The sequence below is a fragment of the Methylorubrum rhodesianum genome, from assembly GCF_014199985.1.
Classification (GTDB): domain Bacteria; phylum Pseudomonadota; class Alphaproteobacteria; order Rhizobiales; family Beijerinckiaceae; genus Methylobacterium; species Methylobacterium rhodesianum.
This window is the reverse complement of sequence record NZ_JACHOS010000024.1, coordinates 36,213-57,063: the sequence shown is the minus strand read 5'-3', so window position 1 is coordinate 57,063 and position 20,851 is coordinate 36,213. Positions and strand designations below refer to the sequence as shown.

The following is a 20,851-nucleotide window of genomic DNA, read 5'->3' as shown; positions in this document are numbered from 1 at the left end:
GCCGGCGAGGGGGAGCGCCATGGCCGGAACGAAACGTCCGCTTCGAAGCGGACGGCTCGTGTGTCTCGACTTTCCCTGGAAAAACCGGGGCTGACGGGCTCCGTGAGGGAGCGAATTGCGGCTCAGGGGGCTTGTTCCCCGCCGATCCAGGTCGCCAGCACGTCCGTCTCGGCGGAGAGCGCGACGAGGTCGGCAGCAAAGCCGGGGGCGATCCGGCCGAGCCGGGTGTCGAGCCCGAGGAAGCGGGCCGGCGTCAGCGAGGCCATGGCCAGGGCCTCCTCGAGGGAGGCGCCGCCGCGGGTGCTCATGTGGCGCACGGCCTGCGCCATGGTGATCGCCGCGCCGGCCAGGGTACCGTCCTCGCCGGTGAGGCGGTCGCCGGTCCGGCCGATGCGGCGGCCGAACAGGGTGAAGGACGTGTCCGCGCGGATATCGCCGACCGGAGGCATGGCATCGGTCACCAGCATCAGCCGGTCATGCCCCTTGAGGCGCAGGGCCAGCCGGAGCTGGTCGTCGCCGACATGGTGACCGTCGGCGATGATTCCGGCAAACGTCCCCGTCTCCGACAGGGCGATGCCGACCGTGCCGATCTCGCGCGGGCCGATCTGCGACATCGCGTTGAAGAGGTGGGTGAAGCCGGTGAGCCCCTCCGCCATCGCCGCACGGATCGCGGGACCCGCATCCGCCGTGTGCCCGGCGCAGACCCGCGCGCCGCGGGCGACGAGGCTGGCTACCGCGCCGGCCGGCACCCGCTCGGGCGCCAGCGTCACCAGGGTGAGGCCGCGCGTCCCCAATCCGGTCATGAGGTCGGCGTCGCCGGGCCCGAATTCGGCGAGACGGCCGGGATCGTGGATGCCGATCCGCTGCGGGCTCAGGAACGGCCCTTCGAGATGAAGGCCGAGGATGCCGGGAATGCCCGCCGCGATCGCCGCCGCGACGCCCTCGATCGCCGCCCGGATCGCCGGCCGCGTGTCGGTGATGAGGGTCGGCAGCAGCGCGGTGGTGCCGCCCTGCCGGTGTGCGGCGGCGATGCGGGCGATGCCGGCGACGCTGGAATCGTCGTTGAGGAGCACACCGCCGCCGCCATTGACCTGAAGGTCGATGAAGCCCGGCGCCAGGACCGCGCCCGCCGGCAGCCGCACGAGGGGCAGGTCCGCGGGTGGATCGGCGGTGATGTCGGCGATCTGTCCGCCGCGCAGCACGACGACGCGGTCGCGGAGCATCCGCTCGCCATCGAAGATGCGCTCCGCACCGATCGCTCGGTCGTCCCGGGATCCCAAAGGGGTCACCCCTTTGACAGGGGATCGGGGCAGCGCCCCGATGCTATTCCAGGGCTCTGCCCTGGACCCGCGAAAAGGCTCGCCATCTCGAAATCCGGAATCATCACAGCGTCTCCGTGACCTTGGTGAGACCGGCCGGCTTGTCCGGGTCGAGGCCGCGGCGGCGGGCCTCGGCCTCGATGGCGTGGTAGGCCGGCACCAGCATGGCGATGGGATCGCAGGCCGGGTGATCGTCGCCGAGCCAGGGCAGCGTGCCGCGGGGACCGCCGCAGGCATGGACCCGCAGGCCGTCCTCGGTCAGATCGCGCACGAGGTCGTCCACGCCCTCGGCCAGCGGATCGGCCTGGCGCAGCGCCAGGACCGGCGTCGCGGCGGAGACGGAGGCGCGCGGACCGTGGCGCAGTTCGGCCGCCGAGTAGCCGAGCGCGGGCAGGCGCAGGGTCTCGGCGAGCTTGAGGGCGATTTCGCGCAGGGGACCGAGGCCGTGGCCGCGCCCGGTGACGAAGGCCGCGGGCGCGGCGGCGAGATCGTCGCTCCAGGCGGACCAGTCGAGGGCGCGGGCGCGGTTCAGGCGCTCCGGCAGGGCGGAAAGCCCCTGGTCCAGCTCGCGGTCACCGGCCCAGGCGGCCACCAGCGCCGCACCGGCGATGGCCGAATTCGTCACCGTCTTGGTGGCGGCGACCGCCCGCTCCGGTCCGGCGAGGATCGGCAGGACGAGATCGCTCGCCCGCGCGGCCGGCGAATCGGGATCGTTGACGAGGGCGAGCGTCAGCGCGCCGCCGGCCCGTGCGGCCTGCGTCGCCGCGACGAGATCGGGTGAGCGGCCCGATTGCGAGACGACGATGAAGAGCGCCCCGGCGACCTGCGGCGGGCGGGCATAGCCCGTCACCACCGAGGGCGCCGCCGCCGAGACCGGCAGCGCGAGCCGCGTCTCGATCAGGTAGCGCAGATGCACGCCGGCATGGCCCGAACTGCCCCGCCCGCACACCACCACGAACGGGAATGTCCTGGCCCTGAGCGTCGCGCCGATGCGGGCGGCTTCGCCCGCCGCCAGTACCGCTTCGGCGGCGGCGGGGATCTCGGCGATCTCTCGCGCCATGAAGGTCGTCGCACTCATGATCGCCCCACCTCGCGAAGTGCCCGGCGCAGGTTGCCGTCGTGGCGCAGGAGCAGGTCGTCGGCCCGCATCGCGCTCATCCCCCCGGCGATCAGCACGGCGCGCTTGATGTCGCCTTCAGCCCGCGTCAGGGCGTCGGCGGCGGTCTCCGCCGGGCAGCCGGCGAGCTCGGAGACCATGGCGACGCCGCGGGCGCGCAGCTTCCGGTTGGTCGCGCGCATCGCCACCATCCGCCCGCGATAGACCCGGCCGAGCCGGATCATCACCAGCGTCGAGAACAGGTTGAGGATCACCTTCTGCGCCGTGCCCGCCTTCATGCGGGTGGAGCCCGCCAGCACCTCGGCGCCCGTGGCGGCGAGGATGCCGTGGGCGGCCTCGCGCAGGATCGGCGCCTCGGGGTTGTTGCTGATGCCGACGGTGACGGCGCCGCGGCTGCGGGCGGCCTTCAGCGCCTCGACGGTGAACGGCGTCGAGCCGCTGGCGGCGAGCCCCACCACGACGTCGCGGGGGGCGATTCCGGCGCGGTCGATCCAGGCGGCGGCGTCGGCGGCGGAATCCTCCGCATCCTCCACGGCGCGCAGCAGGGCGCCCTCCCCGCCGGCGATGGCGAAGCCGAGCTGCGCCTCCGGCCAGTCGAAGGTCGGCGGCAGTTCCGCCCCGTCCTGCACGCCGATCCGCGCGGAGGTTCCCGCTCCGGCATAGACCAGCCGCCCGCCCTCGCGCAGGCCAGGCTCCGCGGCCCGCGCCGCCGCGTCGATCGCCGGCAGGGCCGGCCCCACCGCCGCGACAGCCGCGAGCTGGCCCTCCCAGAGCGCCTGGAGGATGTCGAGACCGCCCCAGGCGTCGAGGTCGACGTAGCGGGCGCTGGCGTCCTCGGTCCTCATGCCTCGCGCGCGCCTTGCCGCGCCCGTTGCCACGCCCCTTGCCGCGCCTCTCTCGTCCGCATCGCCTTCATCCGGTCCCGCCTTCGGCGCCGCAGCGCACCCTCGCCCATTCGAAAGAGGTGATCCCCGATGCGGTTCCGTTGGTCACGGAAAACGGCCGCCGGCGCGGTTTTGCCGCGCGGGCGGCGGGGCGATCCGGGATCGGTTGGCCGGTCCCGGCGTTCGGTTGGCGCGCCTCTCCAATCCTTGGCGGACGGAGTTGCGCGGGAATCGGCCGGGGGGAGAGGGCGTGCGGGCGGAACAGATCGAAGGGCAGACGCGAGAGCGGTCGCTGAGGGCGGGGGAAGCGGCGCTCCCGGCGGCCGCGCGGCGCTTGCGCCTGCTCACCTACAACGTCCGCCATTGCCGCGGCACCGACGGGCGGGTGGCGCCGGAGCGGGTCGCGCGGGTGATCGCTGCCCTGGAGCCCGACATCGTCGCCCTGCAGGAGGTCGATGTCGGGCGCCCGCGCACCGGCGGCTTGGATCAGGCGGAGGAGATCGCTCGGCTCGTCGGCATGTTCTCGCATTTTCACCCGGCCCTGCACATCGAGGAGGAACGCTACGGCGACGCCCTGCTCACCCACCTCCCCTCGCGGCTCAGGCGCGCCGGCCCCCTGCCCGGCCTGCTGCGGCGCCCCGGCCTGGAGCCGCGCGGCGCCCTCTGGGTCGAGATGACGGCGGGCGGGGCCGCGATCCAGGTGCTCACCACGCATTTCGGGCTGCTCGGCGCGGAGCGCATCGCCCAGGCCGAGGCGCTGCTCGGGCCCGATTGGCTCGGCGATCCCGCCTGCCGCGCGCCGACGGTCCTGCTCGGCGACTTCAACGCCACGGGTTGGTCGCGGGCCTACCGCCGCCTGAGCCGACGCCTGACCGATGCACGGCGGCTCACCGGGGAGCGGCGCTGGCGGCGCGGCGGGGCGAGCTTCCCGAGCCGCTTCCCGCTGCTGCGCATCGACCATGTCTTCGTGAGCGAGCACGTCGCCGTCGAGCGCGTCGCGGTGGTAGACACCCCGCTGGCGCGGCAGGCGTCGGATCATCTGCCGGTTCTGGCGGAGATCCGGATCGGGCCGGGTTGAGGGTTTTTCCGCGTACGCGCATGGTCGTCCCCAGGCCGGCCCGACGACCGGCCGTGTACGGGAGAGGACGCGCGTACGATGACGAAGACCGCTGGGACCGCCGGACACCTGACCGCTCTCGGTTTCGCCGCCCTGATCGCGCTCTCCGCCGGGCCGGCTCTCGCCGAGCCGCCGCGGATCGCCGTGGTGGCGACCGGCGGCACCATCGCGATGAAGCTCGATCCGACGACCCACGCGCCGGTTCCGGCCCTGTCCGGCGAGGATCTCGTCGCGGCGGTGCCCAAGCTCAAGGACATCGCCACCATCGAGGTCACCGAGTTCAGCAACGTGCCGAGCGATTACATGGGCCCGGACCGCTGGCCGGCGCTGGCCCGCCGGATCGACGCGCTCCTCGCCGATCCCGGCATCCGCGGGGCGATCGTCCTGCACGGGACCGACACCCTCGACCAGACCGCCTACTTCCTCGATCTGACCCTGAAGAGCGACAAGCCGGTGGTGCTGGTGGGAGCCCAGCGCAACGCCTCCGACGCGGATGCGGATGGCCCGCGCAATCTCCTCAACGCCGCCCGGCAGATCCTGGCCGAGGGCGCCGTGGGCCAGGGCGTGACGGTGACGCTCAACCACCGCATCAACGCCGCCCGCGAGGTGCGCAAGACCCACACCAGCAACGTCGAGACCTTCAATTCGGGGGAGGCCGGCATCCTCGGCTACGTCGACGAGGATCGCGTCGTGTTCGGCCGCCGCTCCCTCCGCCGCCAGACCCTGCCGCTGCCGGAGCGGCTGCCGCGGGTTGATCTCGTGGCGATGTATGCCGGGGCGGACGGCTCGCAGGTGCGGCACGCGGCCGAGAGCGGGGCCGAGGCGATCGTGGTCGAGGCCTATGGCTGGGGCAACGTCAATGCCGAGATGCACGACGCCATCGCCGAGGTCATCGCCAGGGGCGTGCCGGTGGTCGTGGCGACCAGGGTCCACGACGGCCGGGCGCTGCCGGTCTACGGCTTCAAGGGCGGCGGCAACACCCTGCGCAAGGCGGGCGCCGTCTTCGCGGGCGATCTCACGCCGGACAAGGCGCGCATCCTCACCCTGCTCGCCCTGCCTGCGGACAAGGACGCCCGCAAGGATCAGGCGGCGCTGCAGCGCGTCTTCGACAAGTAGCCGTCAGGATGGCTCCAGCACCTCTCGCCGCGCGGCCGCCTCGACTTCCGAGGCGGCCTCCCCGCGGGCCTGGCGCAGAAGAGCCCGCCGCCGCCAGGGGCGCCACGCATCGGCGGGGCTCACCGGGTCGCCGAGATGGAACGCCTCGACGAGGCGCGCCACCGGGCCGCGGCGCGAGGGAACGAGCGGACAGACCCGCGGGCTCGGCATCAGACGGGGATCGTCGAGCACGGCCCGCAGGGAGCCGCGGGCCTCGAAGGCTTCCGCGAACACGTCGGGCGGGCAGCCGCCGTGATGGGCGAGCAGCCGCACGAGCAGCCGTCGCACCGCCGCACGGGACTCCGCATCCCCGGCCGGCACCTCGACGGCGAGGTCGCACTCGGTGTCGTAGCCGAAGGAGCGGTTGTTGAGGTTGGTCGAGCCGATCCTGAGCAGGCGCTCGTCGATGATCGCGACCTTGGCGTGAACCAGGATCGGCCGGCGCTTCTCCGTGTGCGGCGCCACGATCCGCAGGCGGTCGAAGCGGTCCGCCCGGCGCAAGGAGCGGATCAGGCCGCGGCGGGCGCTGTCCATGGTCAGGCGGTCGAAGCCGCTCGGGCTGCGCTCGGACAGCACGATCACGATCTCCGGTCCCTCCGGCTCGGCGAGGCGCGCGGCCAGCGCCGCCGCCACGACCGGCGAGGCGAGGTACTGGTTCTCCAGATAGATGAAGCGCTCCGCCGCCCGGATCGAGGCGCGGTACAGGGCGGCGCTCTCCGTGACCGCCGGACGGCCGGCGAACGGCGGATCGGTGCGGCTCAGTCCCACCGTCACGTCGCTCAGGTGCGGCGCCAGGGTTTCGGGCCACGGATCATAGGAAGGATCGGTCTCGGGGGCGGCGAGCGGGACGGTCTCGCCGGTGGCGCGGCGCCAGCGCTCGCGGGCGAGTTCGGCCAGCGCCCGCGCGGCGGAGCGATCGACCAGCATCATCACGTCGTGGCGCGGCGGGTAGTCCTCGCCGGAGGGCAGGCGTCGACGGGGATCGCGGTCGCGGTGGGCGGGCGTGTCCCAGCGGTTCACCTCGAAATCGCTGCCGCCGCAGAACGCGATCCGGTCATCGATCACGAGGATCTTCTGGTGCTGGCAGGCGCCGAAGGGCAGCGTGCCGTCGATGCGGAAGTCGATGTCGGGCCCGAGGCTCGCCCGGACGCTGTCGGGCGTGTGGTCGTTGCCCGCCGAGATCGGCCAGGGCATGTCCCAGATCAGGATGCGGATAGCCAGTTCCGGCCGCGCGGCCTTGAGGCGGCGCAGCAGCTCGGCCAGGGACTCGCCCGCATCGGGCGAATCCCCCGGCAGCAGGCGCGCCCGCGGGTCGAAGCTCCAGCCGATCAGGGTGATCGAGCGGCGCGCCTTCGTCAGTGCCGCGTGGGCGGCGGCGAAATAGGCCGCTCCGTCATGCAGCACCGCGACGCGCCCCGCCCGCTCCTGCCGCCAGCAGGTGAGCCCGGGCCTCAGCCAGCTCTCGCCCGATCCTTTGCCCACTCCGAGATCCATCCTCATGCGCGTGCCGGCCTGCCCGTTTCAAGCTTGGCCCGCACCCGCCGCCGGGTCAGCTCCACCGCCGCGACGGTGGCGACAAGGCCGAGGCCGAGGGTGATCCAATGGGTCGGCTCGTCGCTGCCGGCATGGCGGCCGATCACGCCGAGATAGACGCAGACCACGGTGCCCGGCAGCATGCCGATCACCGTGGAGATCAGATAGGCGGAGGTGCGGACATCCGTCACCCCGAACACGTAGTTCTGGGCGTTGAACGGCACGAAGGGGCTGAGCCGCATCAGGGTCATGAGCCGCCAGCCGCCGTCGCCGACCGCCTCCACGGTGGCGTTCAGCGCCGGCCGGCGCTCGATCAGCCCCCTGACCCGGTCGCGGATGAGGTATCGGGCCGCTACGAAGGCGAGCCAGGAGCCGAGAGTGGCCGAGAGCAGCACCACGGGCATCACCGCCCAGCCGAAGGCGACCGCCCCGGCGATGGTGAGCGGGGTGCCCGGCACCACGAGAAGGGTCGCGAAGAAGAACAGCACTCCGAAGGCCAGGAGGCCGTAGGGTCCGAGGCCGTTCGCCCAGTCCGAGAAGGCGCGCAGCCACTGCTCGACGGGCAGGAGGTACCATGCACCGACTGCCAGCGCGGCGGCGCCGGCCGTGGCTGCCCAGGTCTGGGCCGAGCGGCTGGGTTTATCCATTCGGTGGCTCGAAGGGGGAACGGTGCGGCTGATGCCCGCGTCCGCAAACCGTTGGCCGGCGCAACTGTTCCCGCCAAGCTCGGCCGTTTTCGTCTGCGACCCCGACCGTACCGCCCTCGGCTCGGCTCACCAGTCGCGGTCGAGGCGCACCGCGATCCGGCTCGGACGTGCCCCCGCCAGCGTCCGTTCGAGGGAGGCGAGCGCCTGCCGGGCCCGGCCCAGGCGAGGGGTGCGCCACCGCCGCTCGTAGCCGCGCGGCGCGATCACCGCCTCGCCGAGGCGGTCGCCGGCGACGACCAGGCGATCCACCGCCCGCCGGATCCGCGGCGTCTCCTCGGTCAGCACGCAGAGGTCGGAGAGATAGTTGCGCAGGGCATGCAGCTCGTTGCGGCCGCCGCCCTCCCCCGCCAGCGTGGCGAGGGTCCGCTCCATGGAGACGATGAGACCCGCCAGAGGCTCGGGCACGCGACGGGACGGCTCGTCGCCCCGGCGGCCGAGCCCCTCGCGTGCAAGCCCGTGCAGGGCGACTCCCATGACGATTTCCTTCACTTCATCCGAAGACGTCGTTCGAAGGCGCGGGGCTGGCGCGAATCGCGGCGGCACCCGGCGTGAGGAGGGTTAACAACCTCAGCGGTCAAATCGATACAGTTGCGTAATCCCAGCGGTAAAAAAACTTTTTTAGGAGGCGGATGCGCGCTGCCCATGCCCACGCTGCCCATGCCCACGCTGGCCATGCCCGCGCGGCCCCGGCGTCAGGCGTTCGCAGACCCCGGCATCCGGCGGGATCCCCGGAGCGCGTAGACGAGGGCGGCGGCGCTCATCAGCGCAAGGGCGTACCACGTCAGCGCGTAGACGAGATGGTTGTTGTGGAAGGCCACCACGGTGAGGCCGCCGACCGGCAGGCCGCCGGGATTGGGCGCGGCGTCGGCATCCACGAAGTAGGGCGCGACGGCGGACGGCGCCCGGTCGAGCCCGCGGGCGGCGGCGATGGCCGCGACGTCGCGGGAATACCAGCGGTCGGCCGCCGGATCATTGCGGCGCAGGAAGCCGCCGCCGGGCTCGGTCAGGCGCAGCAGGCCCGTGACCGTCACCTCCCCGCCCGGTTCACCCGCTTCACGGGCCGCGCGCTCGCGGGATTCCATCGGCACGAAGCCGCGGTTGACGAGGACGGTGAAACCGCGGTCGGTCGCGAGCGGCACCAGCACCCAGAAGCCGGCGCCGCGCCCGGTCACCGCCTGGACCAGGGTGGCGCGGTCGTGGGCGAAACGCCCGGTGAGCCGGACCCGGCGGTACTCGGCCGAGGCCGCCGTGAGGCCGGCCCAGTCCTCCGGCCCCGGTGCGGGCACCGGCTCGGCCCGGATGCGGGCCTCGACCCGGTCGATCAGGTCGAGTTTCCAGGTCCGGCGCTCGACCTGCCACGTGCCGAGGCCGAGGAACACGCCCGTTACGGCCAGGCCCGCCAGGACCAGCACGATCCGGGCGAGAAGCGGGCGCCGCCGGCCCTCCGCCGGAGCGGCGGGCCCTGGAGCGCCGGATTGCGGGGAGGCGTCAGGGGGCGTGACGCATCTCCTCGGCCGAAACCGGCATCATGTTGGCGTTGAGGTGGTGCATGACCCAGATCGAGCCGAACAGCGTGATGACCACCAGCGTGATCGTGAAGATCAGCGCCAGGAAGGTCCAGCCGCCCTCCGACTTCGTGTTCATGTGCAGGAAGTAGATCATGTGGACCACGATCTGCACCACGGCCAGCCCGAGGATGACGACGCCGGTGACGAGCTTGTCCTCGATGACGTTGCCCATCACCAGCCAGAACGGGATCGCCGTCAGGATGACGGAGAGCACGAAGCCCGTCACGTAATCCTTGAACGAGCCGTGGCCGTGGGCGTCCTGCCCGTGGCCCCCATGCCCGTGGACCCCATGCCCGTGGGCGTGATCGTCGGCGTGCGCTGCCCCGCTCATTGCAGGACTCCCATCAGGTACACGAAGGTGAAGACGCCGATCCAGATGACGTCGAGGAAGTGCCAGAACATCGACAGGCACATCAGCCGGCGCCTGTTCTCCGGCACGAGGCCCCTGATCCGGGTCTGGATCATCAGCGTGACGAGCCAGATCAGGCCGAAGGTGACGTGCAGGCCGTGGGTGCCGACGAGGGTGAAGAACGCCGACAGGAAGCCGCTGCGCTGGGGCGTGGCGCCCTCGTGGATCAGGTGCGCGAACTCGTAGAGTTCGAGCCCGACGAAGGCCGCGCCGAACAGGCCGGTGACCGCCAGCCAGAGTTGGGTCTTGGCGAGGTCGTCCCGCTCCATCGCCAACATGGCGAAGCCGTAGGTGATGGAGGAGAACAGGAGCATCGACGTGTTCACCGCCACGATCGGCAGGTCGAACAGGTCCTTGGGCGAGGGCCCGGCCGCGTAGCTGCGGCCGAGCACGGCGTAGGTGGCGAACAGGACCGCGAAGATGAGGCAGTCGCTCATCAGGTAGATCCAGAAGCCGAGCATCGTGCTCCCTTCCGGGTGATGCTCGCCCTCGAGATCGAGGAAGTCCGGCACGTCGGCGGCGGTCGCCCCGGCAATGGCCGGGTTCATGGCGGGGTTTGCGTGGGATGCCATGGTGTCCTCAGGCCCGCACCGCCGCCAGGGCCTCGGTCCGCTGCTGCTCCGTGCGGCGGACCGTTTCGGCGGGGATGTAGAAGTCGCGGTCGTAGTTGAAGGTGTGGCCGATCGCGATCGCCAGGGCCGCCACGAAGGTCAGCGCCGCCAGCCACCAGATGTACCAGATCATCGCGAAGGAGAAGGCGATGCTGACCACGCCCAGGATCACGCCGGTGGCGGTGTTCTTGGGCATGTGGATCGGCTTGTAGCCCTGGACCGGGCGCTGGAAGCCGCGGGCCTTCATCTCCCACCACGCGTCGAGGTTATGCACCACGGGCGTGAAGGCGAAGTTGTAGTCCGGCGGCGGCGAGGAGGTGGACCATTCCAGCGTCCGGCCTTCCCACGGGTCGCCCGTGACGTCGCGCAGAGCCTCGCGGTTTTTGATCGAGACCGCGAACTGCACGATCATCGCGCCGATGCCGATCGCGATCAGGCCGGCGCCGATGGCGGCGACGACGAACCACGGCTGCAGCGAGGGATCGTCGAAGTGCTGGGCGCGGCGGGTCACGCCCATCAGCCCCAGCACGTAGAGCGGCATGAAGGCGACGTAGAAGCCGATGGTCCAGAACCAGAAGCTGACCTTGCCCCAGAACTCGTCGAGCCGGAAGCCGAAGGCCTTCGGGAACCAGTAGTTCACGCCGGCGAACATGCCGAACAGCACGCCGCCGATGATCACGTTGTGGAAGTGCGCGATCAGGAACAGCGAGTTGTGGAGCACGAAGTCGGCCGGGGGCACGGCGAGCAGCACGCCGGTCATGCCGCCGATCACGAAGGTGACCATGAAGCTGACGGTCCACAGCATCGGCACGTCGAACCGGATGCGGCCGCGGTACATCGTGAACAGCCAGTTGAAGATCTTCGCACCCGTCGGGATCGAGATGATCATCGTCGTGATGCCGAAGAACGAGTTCACGCTCGCGCCCGAGCCCATCGTGAAGAAGTGATGCAGCCACACGAGGTAGGACAGGATCGTGATGACGACGGTCGCGTAGACCATCGAGGTGTAGCCGAACAGGCGCTTGCCGCAGAAGGCCGAGGTGACCTCCGAGAACACGCCGAAGGCGGGCAGGATGAGGATGTAGACCTCCGGATGGCCCCAGATCCAGATGAGGTTGAAGTACATCATCGGGTTGCCGCCGAGGTCGTTCGTGAAGAAGTGCGTGCCGACGTAGCGGTCGAGGGTCAGCAGCGCGAGAACGGCGGCGAGGATCGGGAAGGCGGCCACGATGAGCACGTTGGTGCACAGCGAGGTCCAGGTGAAGATCGGCAGCTTCATCATCGACATGCCGGGCGCGCGCATCTTCACGATGGTCGCGATCAGGTTGATGCCCGACAGCGTCGTGCCGATGCCCGCGATCTGCAGGCCCCAGATGTAGTAGTCGACGCCGACGCCCGGACTCATGTCCGCGCCCGACAGCGGCGGATAGGCGAGCCAGCCCGTGCGGGCGAACTCGCCGACGAACAGCGAGATCATGATCGTGACGGCGCCCGAGACCGTCATCCAGAACGAGAAGTTGTTCAGGAACGGGAAGGCGACGTCGCGCGCACCGATCTGCAGCGGCACGACGTAGTTCATCAGGCCGGTGACGAAGGGCATCGCCACGAAGAAGATCATGATCACGCCGTGGGCGGTGAAGATCTGATCGTAGTGGTGCGGGGGCAGGTAGCCCTCGTTGGCGCCGAAGGCGATCGCCTGCTGCGAGCGCATCAGCAACGCGTCGGCGAAGCCGCGCAGCAGCATCACCAGCGCCAGCACCACGTACATGATGCCGATCTTCTTATGGTCGACCGAGGTCAGCCAGTCGCGCCAGAGCGGGCCCCAGAACCGGAAATAGGTGATTGCGGCGAGCACCGCGATCCCGGCCACGGCGACGCCTGCGAAGGTCACTTGCAGGATCGGTTCGTGGTACGGGATGTCCTCCAGCGAGAGGCGCCCGAACAGCAGGTGCTGCAGGTCCGTGTTTGCGAACATGGATCGAAACTCGTCCGTGAATCCTGAGGCGGCGACGGATCAGTTGTTGGTCTGGTCGGGGGCCGGCTTGCCCTGGCCGCTGCCCTCGTGGGTCTTGTCGGCGTCGGGCGACTCGCTCTTGGGCGCGCGGTGAGAGGCCGGCGTCGTCGCCCCCGGTGCCTCGTCGCCGCGCTGCGTGTGGCGGTTGTCGTACTGGAGCCGGTCGGCGTTCTCGCGGCTCTCCTTGCCGGCGCCGCCCTTGGCGTCGATGGTCATCATCTCGTTCATGCACATCTTGCCGGGAACGGCGCACATGCCGACGATCTTGCCGAAGAGCCCGTCGGCGAAGGAGGAATAGTAGGTGACGGGCACCTGCTCGCTCGGGCGCTCGAGTTCGAGATAAGCATCGCGGCTCAGTTCCGAACCCTGCTGCTTCACTTTGGCAATCCACTGGTCGAAGCCGTCGCCGTCGAGACCGTGGAACTTGAACGTCATGCGCGAGAAGCCGCTGCCGCTGTACTGCGAGGCCAGACCGCCATACTCGCCGGCCTTGTTGATCACCGCGTGCAGCTGCGTCTGCATGCCGGGCATGGCGTAGATCATGCCGGCCAGGGCCGGGATGTAGAAGGCGTTCATCACCGAGGAGGCGGTGAGCTTGAACTGGATCGGCCGGTTCACCGGCGCGGCCAACTCGTTGACGGTCGCGACGTTGTACTCGGGATAGAAGAACAGCCACTTCCAATCGAGGGCGACGACCTGCACCTCGAGCGGCTTTACATCCGCCGCGATCGGCTTGCCGGGCTCGATGCGCGAGAGCGGCCGGAACGGGTCGAGGGTGTGGGTGCTGATCCAGGTCAGCGCGCCCAGCGCGATGATGATCAGCAGCGGCGCGGTCCAGATCACCACTTCGAGCCCGGTCGAGTGGTCCCAGTCCGGATCGTGGCGGGCCGCCGTGTTCGAGGCGCGGTAGCGCCACGCGAACAGAAGGGTCAGCGCGATCACCGGGACGATGATGAGCAGCATCAGCCCCGTCGAGGCGAGGATGAGATTGCGCTGCTGCACCGCGATGTCGCCGGAGGGCTGCATCACCACGAAGTTGCAGCCGGCGAGCAGACTGAACAGGGGCAGCAGGACGAGACCCTGCAGGATCCGGCGCGCGGAACCAGCCCCGGCACGGGCTCTCATTGAACGGTCGGCGGTCATGGCCACGAATCTTCGTTCCATCGCAAGGGCCGCGCGGGCGTGTTCCCGCGCGGCGACGGTTCGTTTCTCACAAGGCTCCGCGGGGCGAGAGGCGCACTCCGCCCGCGGGCCGAACCCATCACATCTGGCGCATCTCGGAGCGGTCGAGCGAGAGTGCGAGCAGCGTCGCCAGCGCGCCGGACAGCAGGTACACGCCGACCATGGCGAGCCCGTACGCGGTGGAGAGGTAGAGCACCACGAGGGGGGCGAAGCCGGCGCCGAACAGCCAGGCGAGGTCGGAGGTCAGCGCCGCGCCGGTGTAGCGGTAGCGCGCGCCGAGCCGCGAGGTCACGGCGCCGGCGGTCTGGCCGTAGGACAGGCCGAGCAGCATGAAGCCGATATTGACGTAGATCGTCTGGCCGATGGCGTTCTCGCCGAAGATCAGCGGCGCCAGGATGCTGCCGCAGGCGAACACGGCGATCAGCCCGGCGCTGATGAGCAGCACGTTGCGGCGCCCGATCTGGTCGGCGATCAGTCCCGAGGCGGCGACGGCGCCGGCGCAGATCAGGGCGCCGGAGAACTGCACCATCAGGAAGTCGCCGGCGGAGCGGTCGCTCGACAGGGCGAGCCACGCGATCGGGAAGATCGTCACGAGGTGGAACAGGGCGAAGCTCGCCAGCGGAACGAAGGCGCCGATCCACACGTCGAGGGCGTGATGGCGGGCGAGATCGACGACGCTGACGGGTTCGAGCCGGCCCTTGTCGAGCAGGCGGGTGAATTCGGGGGTGGCGACGAGCCGGAGCCGGGCGAACAGCGCCACGACGTTGATGGTGAAGGCGCAGAAGAACGGGAAGCGCCAGCCCCAGTCGGTGAAGTCCTCCGGGGTCAGGTTGACCGCGAAGAACGCGAACAGGGCGCTCGCCACCATGAAGCCGAACGGCGCGCCGAGCTGCGGAATCATCGCGTACCAGCCGCGGCGCTCCCGCGGCGCGTTGAGGGCGAGCAGCGAGGCCATCCCGTCCCAGGCGCCGCCCAGGGCGAAACCCTGCGCCACGCGCAGAATCGCGAGCAGCTCGATGGCGAGGACACCGATCGAGTTGTAGCTCGGCAGGAAGCTGATCGCCGCGGTCGAGCCGCCGAGCAGGAACAGGGCGGCGGTGAGCTTCACCCCGCGCCCGTGCCGCTTGTGGACCCACATGAAGAAGATCGACCCGAGCGGGCGGGCGACGAAGGCGAGCGCGAAGATGGCGAAGGAGTAGAGCGTGCCCGTCAGGGGATCGGCGAAGGGGAAGAACACCTTCGGGAACACCAGCACCGAGGCGATGCCGAACACGAAGAAGTCGAAATACTCCGAGGCGCGCCCGATCACCACGCCGAGCGCGATGTCGTTCGGGCTGACGTCGTGGTGGCTCATGGCCACCTGCGCGTCGCGCTCGAGCGGTTGGGAATTGGCCGTGGCGTGGTCGGGGGTCATCGCGGGCAGCCGGCTCGCCTGAAGGTACGATCGAAGCCGCCTTGCCGCGGCGTTCGGCACGTGCCTAGCGGATGGGTTGACATCCGAAAAGAGATTTTGGCGTCGCAACCAGCCGCACAGGACGGCTATGCAAGCAGAACAGGGATGTGCAGTTTACGCGCACTTGTGACGATGTCATGCGCGTAAACTGCATAATAGATCAGGATTTGGCCCCGCCGAGGGGACGCATCCTCCCGCCGACGCACTGAAGCCACCGAATTCGGTCGAGCGCCGGACCGCTTGGTCCGGCCGCCGCCGTCCGTGTCAGGCGGCGCGGCTTTCGGTCACCGCGCCGCGCGGCGGCGCCTTGATCCGGTACCAGCCGACATAGAGCGCCGGCAGGAACAGCAGCGTCAGCCCCGTCGCCGCCAGGATGCCGCCGATCATCGCGTAGGCCATGGGACCCCAGAACACCTCGCGGGCAATCGGGATCAGGCCGAGGCTCGCCGCGGCGGCCGTCAGCAGGATCGGCCGCATGCGGTGGCGGGTGGCCTCGACCACGGCGTCCCAGGGCGCCATCCCCTCCGCCTCGCATTCCTCGATCTGGCTCACGAGGATCACGGCATTGCGCACGATGATGCCGATGAGCGCCAGGATGCCGAGGATCGCCACGAAGCCCATGGGCTTGTCGAACAGGAGAAGGGCCGGCACCACGCCGATCAGCCCGAGCGGCGCCACGGAGAACACCAGGAACAGCTTCTGGAAGCTCTGGAGCTGGATCATCAGGAAGAAGGCCATCGCCAGCAGCATCACCGGCACCACGGCGGCGATCGGTCCCTGTCCCTTGCCCGCCTCCTCGACCGCGCCGCCGGTCGCCAGCGTGTAGCCCTCCGGCAGCGCCTTCACGTAGGCGTCGATGGCGGGCTGGAGCGCGGCGACGACGGTGGGGGGCTGGGTCGCGTCGTTGATCGTGGCGCGGACCGTGAGCGTCGGCACGCGGTCGCGGCGCCAGACGATCGGCTGCTCCAGATCGTAGTCGATCTTGGCGAATGCCAGGATCGGCACGACCGAGCCGTTGGAGAGGGCGACCTGAAGGCTCTGGAGCGTGTCGAGCGAGGTCCGCTCGACGGTGCGCGCCCGGCCGACCACGTTCACGAGGTAGATCGAGTCGCGCACCTGCGTGATCGCCTGGCCGCCGACGATGCCGTTGAGGATGCCGGCGATGTCCTGGCTGGTGACGCCGAGCTGGCGCGCCTTGTCCTGCAGGATCTCGACGCGCAGCACCTTCCCCGGCTCGTTCCAGTCGAAGGTCGGCACCGCCAGACGCGTGTCGGTGGCCACCACGTCGGCGAGTTTGAGCGCGAGGCGGCGCACCTCCTGCACGTCGGGGCCGGACAGGCGGTACTGGATCGGGCGTCCGACGGGGGGGCCGAGATTGAGCGGCTGCACCAGCACGTCGGTGCCGACGAAATCGCGCCGGCCGAACTTCTGCAGCCGCCGGATGACGTCATCGCGCACCGCCAGCGACTTCGTGACGATCACGATCTGCCCGTAGAAGGCGTTGGCGAGCTGCTGGTCGAGCGGCAGGTAGAAGCGCACCGCGCCCTGGCCGACATAGGAGGACCAGCGCTCGATGTCGGGGTCGTCCTTCAGATGGGCCTCGAAGCGGTCCATCTGCGCCCGCGTCTCGGTGATGGTGGCGTTCTGCGGCAGGGTCAGGTCGACCAGCACCTCGGAGCGGTCGGAGGACGGGAAGAACTGCTGCTGCACGTGGCCCATCCCGACCACGGCCAGCCCCATCAGGGCGACGCAGACGATCACAGTGATCCAGCGAAGCCGCATCGCGACCCGCAGCACCGCCATGAAGGCGCGAGTGAACAGCCCCTGCTTCTCCGAATGGTGCTTCATGGTCTTCGGGAGAATGGTCACGCCGAGCAGCGGCGCGAACAGCACCGCGACCACCCAGGAGACCAGCAGCGAGGCGGCGATCACCACGAACAGCGAGTAGGTGTATTCGCCCGCCGACGAGCCGTTGAAGCCGATCGGCAGGAAGCCGGCCACCGTCACCAGCGTGCCGGTGAGCATCGGGAAGGCGGTGGAGGTGTAGGCGTAGGTCGCCGCCTTCTTCAGGTTGTCGCCGAGTTCGAGGCGGGCCACCATCATCTCGACGGTGATCATCGCGTCGTCGACGAGGAGCCCCAGCGCGATGATGAGCGCACCGAGCGAGATGCGCTGCAGCGTCACGCCCATGACCTGCATGATGACGAAGACGATGGCGAGCACGAGCGGGATCGAGACCGCCACGACGAGCCCGGCGCGCAGGCCGAGGCTGACGAAGCTCACCACGAGCACGATGACGACCGCCTCGACCAGCGCCTTGGTGAAACCGCCGACCGCCTCTTCCACGATCTTGGGCTGGTCCGAGACGAGGTGGATGCCGACGCCGATGGGCAGCTTGCCCTCGACGACGTGCATGCGCTCCTTCAGATCCTCGCCGAACTTCAGGAGGTTGGCGTTCGGGCGCATGGCGATGGCGAGCCCGATCGCCGGCTTTCCATCGACGCGGAACAGGGCGGCCGGCGGGTCCTCGTAGCCGCGGGAGATCTCGGCGACGTCGGCGAGGCGGAAGAACCGGTCGTTGAAGCGCAGGTTGACGTTTCGCAGCGACTCCTCGGAGCTGAACTGGCCGCTGACGCGGAGGCTCACCCGCTCCGGCCCCGCCTGGACCACGCCGGAGGCGGCCACCGCGTTCTGCGATTGCAGCGCCTTGATCAGGGCCTGGATGTCGATGCCGTAGCCCGCGAGCTTGCGGGTCGAGAAATCGAGATAGATCGTCTCGCCCTGCACGCCCATCAGCAGGGTCTTGCCGATATTGGGCACCTTGAGGATCTCGGTGCGCACCCCCTCGACGTAGTCGCGCAATTGCCGGTGGGTCAGGCCGTCGGCAGTGAAGGCGTAGACGTTGCCGTAGACGTCGCCGAATTCGTCGTTGAAGGCCGGGCCCTGCACGCCCTGCGGAAAGGTGTGCTGGATGTCGCCTAAGCGCTTGCGCACCTGGTAGAAGGCGGGCTGAATCTCCTCCTTGCGCGTCGTGTCGCGGAACTGCACGAACACCGTCGCCTGCCCCGGCGTGGTGTAGCTCCTCACGTAATCGAGCGCATTGATCTGCTGCAGCTCCTTCTCGATCCGGTCGGTGACCTGATCGAGGGTGTCCTTGATCGTGGCGCCGGGCCAGCTCGCCTGGACCACCATGGTCTTGATGGCGAACGGCGGATCCTCCTCGCGTCCGAGCCGCGAATAGGCCATCACGCCGGCGACCAGGCAGACGAGCATCAGGAACCAGACCAGCGAACGGTGGCCGAGCGCCCAGTCGGAAAGGTTGAAGTCCTTCACGCGCGAAAAACCTTTGCGGACTCTCTCGCCGGGTTCCGGCTCAGTTGCGGTCGTCGGCCAGCCGGACGGTCTGGCCGTCGCGCAGGGAGTGGACGCCCGCCACCACGACCCGCTCGCCGGGTTTCAGCCCCGTGCGCACGGAGACGCGCCCGTGTCGGTCCGGCCCGGTGCCGTCGAGGGTGACGTCGCGGCGCTCGACATGCCGCTCGCCATGCCGCTCGCCCGGCCTGTCCGCCCGGTCGCCGGCTCGGTCATCGGCCTTCTCCTCGCCCGGCTTGCCGGCCTCCGGCACGATCCAGACCGAGCGGCGCCCGTCGGCGTCGAGGAGCGCGGTGGCCGGCAGGATAAAGCGGCGCTCGGTGCTGCGCTCCAGCGCGACGGTGATGGTGGCCCCGAGCCGGAAGGCGGGACCGGGCTCCTCCAGGGTCAGGCGGACGCGGCGGGTCCGGGTGCCGGACTCGGCGAAGGGGGCGACCTCGCGCACCCGGCCGCGGGCGGTGATCTCCGGCGCGCTCTGGAGCACCACCGTGAACAGGCCGTCCTTGGGCATGGCGCCGGTCAGCGTCTCGGGAATGTCGACCACCGCCTCGCGGGTCTCGGGCCGGGCGAGCGTGACGATCCCCTGGCCCGGGCTCACCACCTGCCCGATCTCGGCGAGCCGCTGGGTGACGACACCATCGAAATCGGCGTGCAGCTCGGTGTAGCCGATCTGGTCGCGGGCCTTCTGCAGGCTGGCCCCGGCCTGGGCGAGGCGCGCCTGGGCGGTGTCGCGCCGGGCGACCGCCGCGTCGAGCTGGGCCTGGGTGACGTTGCCGCCCTCCATCAGGCGCCGGGTGCGCGCCTCGGTGGCCGTCGCGTTCTCGGCCTGGGCCTTCGCGTCGGCCAGTTCCGCCTCGGCCCGGCTGAGGTCGAACCGTGAGACGATCGGGTCGAGGGCCGCGAGCCGCTGGTCCTTCTTCACGACATCGCCGACGGTGACGTCGCGGGCCACCACCCGGCCACCGATCTGAAAGCCGAGCTGCGACTGGTAGCGCGGCTCGACCGTGCCGGCGAAGGGCCCGAAGATCACGCTGTCGGTGGGCTGTGCCACGGTCGTCAGGACCGGCCGCACGGGCGGCGGCGCAGGCGCCTCCTGTGACGGCTGGCAGGCGGTGAGCAGAGAGGCGCCGACGACGAGGGTACCGACGAGGGGCGCCCACTTCATGGCCCGTCCTCCCCCGCCGCGGATCTCCTGGTGTCTCGCGCGCGCTCCTGCCCCGCCAGCGCGACGTGCTGTCCGGGACGCAGGAACTGGATGCCGGCGGTCACCACCGCCTCGCCGGGCTCGACGCCGCCCTTGAGCACGATGTCGTCGAAGCCGTAGCGGTCGATCTCGATCGTGCGGACCGCGACCGTGCCGGTCTTGGCCTCGTAGATCCACACCGCCGGGCGGTCGTCGAAGCGGTAGAGCGCCGACCAGGGCAGCACCACCGCCTCGTCCGAGGCGAATCGGCCCCGGCCGATCACCACGGCGCCGAGCGACATGGCGGGCGGGGTCTGTTCCAGCCCGACCTTGACCCGCACCGTGCCGCTCGCCGCGTCCACCGTCGGCGAGATTTCGCGCACGTGCCCCTTCGCCGCCACCGCGGGGTCCGACTGAAGGGTGACCTGAATCGTCTTGTCGCCGGGCGGGTGGGCGGTCAGTGCCTCGTAGACGTTGAACACCGCGTCGCGCGGTCCGTCCTGGGCCAGCACCATCACCGCCTGTCCCGATTGCACCACCTGCCCGACCTCGAAGGTGCGGCTCATGACGATGCCGGACACGCCCGCGCGCAGCTCCGTGTAGGAGAGCTGCTCCTCGGCGGTGCCGAGCGCCGCCTTGGCCGAATCGACCGCGGCCTGGGCGGTGCGCAATTGCTGCTCGGCGTTGTCGTAGGCCGGGCGCGTGGTGTAGCCGCCGCTGATGAGCTGCTTCTGCCGCTCGAAGGTCACTTTGGCCTGGGTGAGCTGCGCCTCCGCCGAGACCAGGGCGGCGCGGGCGTTGTCGAGATTGGCCCGCTGCACCAGCGGCTCCAGCACCGCGAGCACCTGATCGGCGGTGACGTGGTCGCCGACCTCGACCCGGCGCTCGGCGACCTTGCCGTTGGTGCGGAAGGCGACGTTGGTCTGAGCCTGGGCCTGGATGTCGCCGGTGAGCACCACGTCCGAGGTGACGGTCTCCTTCTTCGCCGTCACTACCCGCACCATCGCCACGGACGGGTTCTCCGCCTCCGAGAGGGCGAAAGCCGGTGTCGGGAGCGCCGCGGTCGCGAGGAGGGCCGACACGGCGGCGGCGCGCGCCGTTGCGGTGAGGATGGGGCGTCGCCCTGAGAACATCGGCCGAGCTTCCGGGCAGGGAATGGGGCTTGAGACGGGACGCGGTGGGATGCTGCGCGGTTTGGACCGGGACTTGAGCCGGACTTGGGTCGGG

General features: G+C 70.4%; 17 protein-coding genes. 2 read left to right on the top strand and 15 right to left on the bottom strand.

The annotated features are described in order from the left end of the window. Positions 1-122 precede the first annotated feature (122 nt). From nagA to HNR01_RS25165, 3 genes are all read right to left on the bottom strand, one after another. Positions 123-1,280 carry an N-acetylglucosamine-6-phosphate deacetylase gene (nagA, locus tag HNR01_RS25175; RefSeq protein WP_183670537.1) on the bottom strand — a complete coding sequence of 386 codons (1,158 nt, stop codon included), beginning with the start codon at positions 1,278-1,280 and terminating at the stop codon, positions 123-125. A 103-nt stretch (positions 1,281-1,383) separates the two neighbouring features. Next, on the bottom strand, positions 1,384-2,397 hold the full coding sequence (locus HNR01_RS25170) for an SIS domain-containing protein (RefSeq protein WP_183670514.1): 1,014 nt from the start codon (positions 2,395-2,397) through the stop codon (positions 1,384-1,386). Further along, positions 2,394-3,281, bottom strand: a complete 888-nt coding sequence (locus HNR01_RS25165; protein WP_183670512.1) for an N-acetylmuramic acid 6-phosphate etherase — start codon at positions 3,279-3,281, stop codon at positions 2,394-2,396. Before HNR01_RS25165 ends, HNR01_RS25170 begins: the two co-directional genes overlap by 4 nt. A gap of 289 nt (positions 3,282-3,570) precedes the next feature. Here HNR01_RS25165 and HNR01_RS25160 point away from each other — a divergent pair, with 289 nt between their 5' ends. Together HNR01_RS25160 and HNR01_RS25155 are read left to right on the top strand one after the other, a co-directional pair. Then, positions 3,571-4,398 carry an endonuclease/exonuclease/phosphatase family protein gene (locus HNR01_RS25160; RefSeq protein ID WP_017483782.1) on the top strand — a complete coding sequence of 276 codons (828 nt, stop codon included), beginning with the start codon at positions 3,571-3,573 and terminating at the stop codon, positions 4,396-4,398. A 78-nt stretch (positions 4,399-4,476) separates the two neighbouring features. Beyond that, on the top strand, positions 4,477-5,553 hold the full coding sequence (locus HNR01_RS25155) for an asparaginase (protein ID WP_183670510.1): 1,077 nt from the start codon (positions 4,477-4,479) through the stop codon (positions 5,551-5,553). 3 nt (positions 5,554-5,556) lie between these two features. Here HNR01_RS25155 and HNR01_RS25150 read toward each other — a convergent pair whose 3' ends face one another. From HNR01_RS25150 to HNR01_RS25095, 12 genes are all read right to left on the bottom strand, one after another. After that, entirely contained in the window at positions 5,557-7,092 is a 1,536-nt protein-coding gene (locus tag HNR01_RS25150; protein WP_026105413.1) for a phospholipase D-like domain-containing protein, read from the bottom strand. Continuing rightward, positions 7,089-7,772: a TVP38/TMEM64 family protein gene (locus HNR01_RS25145; protein WP_017483779.1), complete on the bottom strand. Its 684-nt coding sequence runs from the start codon at positions 7,770-7,772 to the stop codon at positions 7,089-7,091. The genes HNR01_RS25150 and HNR01_RS25145 overlap by 4 nt, the downstream gene beginning before the upstream one ends. Before the next feature lie 126 nt (positions 7,773-7,898). Continuing rightward, on the bottom strand, positions 7,899-8,306 hold the full coding sequence (locus tag HNR01_RS25140; protein WP_153875905.1) for a hypothetical protein: 408 nt from the start codon (positions 8,304-8,306) through the stop codon (positions 7,899-7,901). A gap of 218 nt (positions 8,307-8,524) precedes the next feature. Continuing rightward, positions 8,525-9,244, bottom strand: coding sequence for an SURF1 family protein (locus HNR01_RS25135; protein ID WP_017483777.1), 720 nt, complete (start codon positions 9,242-9,244; stop codon positions 8,525-8,527). Positions 9,245-9,320: 76 nt separating this feature from the next. After that, a complete protein-coding gene (cyoD, locus tag HNR01_RS25130; RefSeq protein ID WP_017483776.1) occupies positions 9,321-9,731 on the bottom strand; it encodes a cytochrome o ubiquinol oxidase subunit IV in 411 nt (136 codons plus the stop codon). Then, positions 9,728-10,357 (bottom strand): cytochrome o ubiquinol oxidase subunit III, encoded by a 630-nt coding sequence (gene cyoC, locus HNR01_RS25125; RefSeq protein ID WP_017483775.1) that lies wholly within the window; start codon positions 10,355-10,357, stop codon positions 9,728-9,730. Before cyoC ends, cyoD begins: the two co-directional genes overlap by 4 nt. 31 nt (positions 10,358-10,388) lie before the next feature. Next, the gene (cyoB, locus tag HNR01_RS25120) at positions 10,389-12,395 is read right to left on the bottom strand and encodes a cytochrome o ubiquinol oxidase subunit I (RefSeq protein ID WP_017483774.1); all 2,007 of its coding nucleotides are present in this window, start codon (positions 12,393-12,395) and stop codon (positions 10,389-10,391) included. 39 nt (positions 12,396-12,434) lie between these two features. Continuing rightward, positions 12,435-13,559 carry a ubiquinol oxidase subunit II gene (gene cyoA / locus HNR01_RS25115; protein WP_246417648.1) on the bottom strand — a complete coding sequence of 375 codons (1,125 nt, stop codon included), beginning with the start codon at positions 13,557-13,559 and terminating at the stop codon, positions 12,435-12,437. A 136-nt stretch (positions 13,560-13,695) separates the two neighbouring features. Beyond that, on the bottom strand, positions 13,696-15,030 hold the full coding sequence (locus HNR01_RS25110; RefSeq protein ID WP_183670508.1) for an MFS transporter: 1,335 nt from the start codon (positions 15,028-15,030) through the stop codon (positions 13,696-13,698). Positions 15,031-15,333: 303 nt separating this feature from the next. Next, on the bottom strand, positions 15,334-18,402 hold the full coding sequence (locus tag HNR01_RS25105) for an efflux RND transporter permease subunit (RefSeq protein ID WP_183670506.1): 3,069 nt from the start codon (positions 18,400-18,402) through the stop codon (positions 15,334-15,336). A 40-nt stretch (positions 18,403-18,442) separates the two neighbouring features. Beyond that, complete coding sequence (locus HNR01_RS25100) at positions 18,443-19,606, bottom strand: efflux RND transporter periplasmic adaptor subunit (RefSeq protein WP_183670504.1); 1,164 nt, start codon at positions 19,604-19,606, stop codon at positions 18,443-18,445. Continuing rightward, on the bottom strand, positions 19,603-20,757 hold the full coding sequence (locus HNR01_RS25095) for an efflux RND transporter periplasmic adaptor subunit (protein ID WP_183670501.1): 1,155 nt from the start codon (positions 20,755-20,757) through the stop codon (positions 19,603-19,605). Before HNR01_RS25095 ends, HNR01_RS25100 begins: the two co-directional genes overlap by 4 nt. Positions 20,758-20,851: the final 94 nt, after the last annotated feature.

What these genes read in the sequence shown, in the direction of transcription:
- HNR01_RS25145 (WP_017483779.1), bottom strand. Translation starts at nt 7,772, where the DNA reads ATGGATAAACCCAGCCGCTCGGCCCAGACCTGGGCAGCCACGGCCGGC.
- HNR01_RS25110 (WP_183670508.1), bottom strand. Translation starts at nt 15,030, where the DNA reads ATGACCCCCGACCACGCCACGGCCAATTCCCAACCGCTCGAGCGCGAC.
- HNR01_RS25140 (WP_153875905.1), bottom strand. Translation starts at nt 8,306, where the DNA reads ATGGGAGTCGCCCTGCACGGGCTTGCACGCGAGGGGCTCGGCCGCCGG.
- cyoC (WP_017483775.1), bottom strand. Translation starts at nt 10,357, where the DNA reads ATGAACCCGGCCATTGCCGGGGCGACCGCCGCCGACGTGCCGGACTTC.
- cyoD (WP_017483776.1), bottom strand. Translation starts at nt 9,731, where the DNA reads ATGAGCGGGGCAGCGCACGCCGACGATCACGCCCACGGGCATGGGGTC.
- HNR01_RS25170 (WP_183670514.1), bottom strand. Translation starts at nt 2,397, where the DNA reads ATGAGTGCGACGACCTTCATGGCGCGAGAGATCGCCGAGATCCCCGCC.
- HNR01_RS25095 (WP_183670501.1), bottom strand. Translation starts at nt 20,757, where the DNA reads ATGTTCTCAGGGCGACGCCCCATCCTCACCGCAACGGCGCGCGCCGCC.
- HNR01_RS25165 (WP_183670512.1), bottom strand. Translation starts at nt 3,281, where the DNA reads ATGAGGACCGAGGACGCCAGCGCCCGCTACGTCGACCTCGACGCCTGG.
- cyoB (WP_017483774.1), bottom strand. Translation starts at nt 12,395, where the DNA reads ATGTTCGCAAACACGGACCTGCAGCACCTGCTGTTCGGGCGCCTCTCG.
- HNR01_RS25100 (WP_183670504.1), bottom strand. Translation starts at nt 19,606, where the DNA reads ATGAAGTGGGCGCCCCTCGTCGGTACCCTCGTCGTCGGCGCCTCTCTG.
- HNR01_RS25150 (WP_026105413.1), bottom strand. Translation starts at nt 7,092, where the DNA reads ATGAGGATGGATCTCGGAGTGGGCAAAGGATCGGGCGAGAGCTGGCTG.
- cyoA (WP_246417648.1), bottom strand. Translation starts at nt 13,559, where the DNA reads ATGAGAGCCCGTGCCGGGGCTGGTTCCGCGCGCCGGATCCTGCAGGGT.
- HNR01_RS25155 (WP_183670510.1), top strand. Translation starts at nt 4,477, where the DNA reads ATGACGAAGACCGCTGGGACCGCCGGACACCTGACCGCTCTCGGTTTC.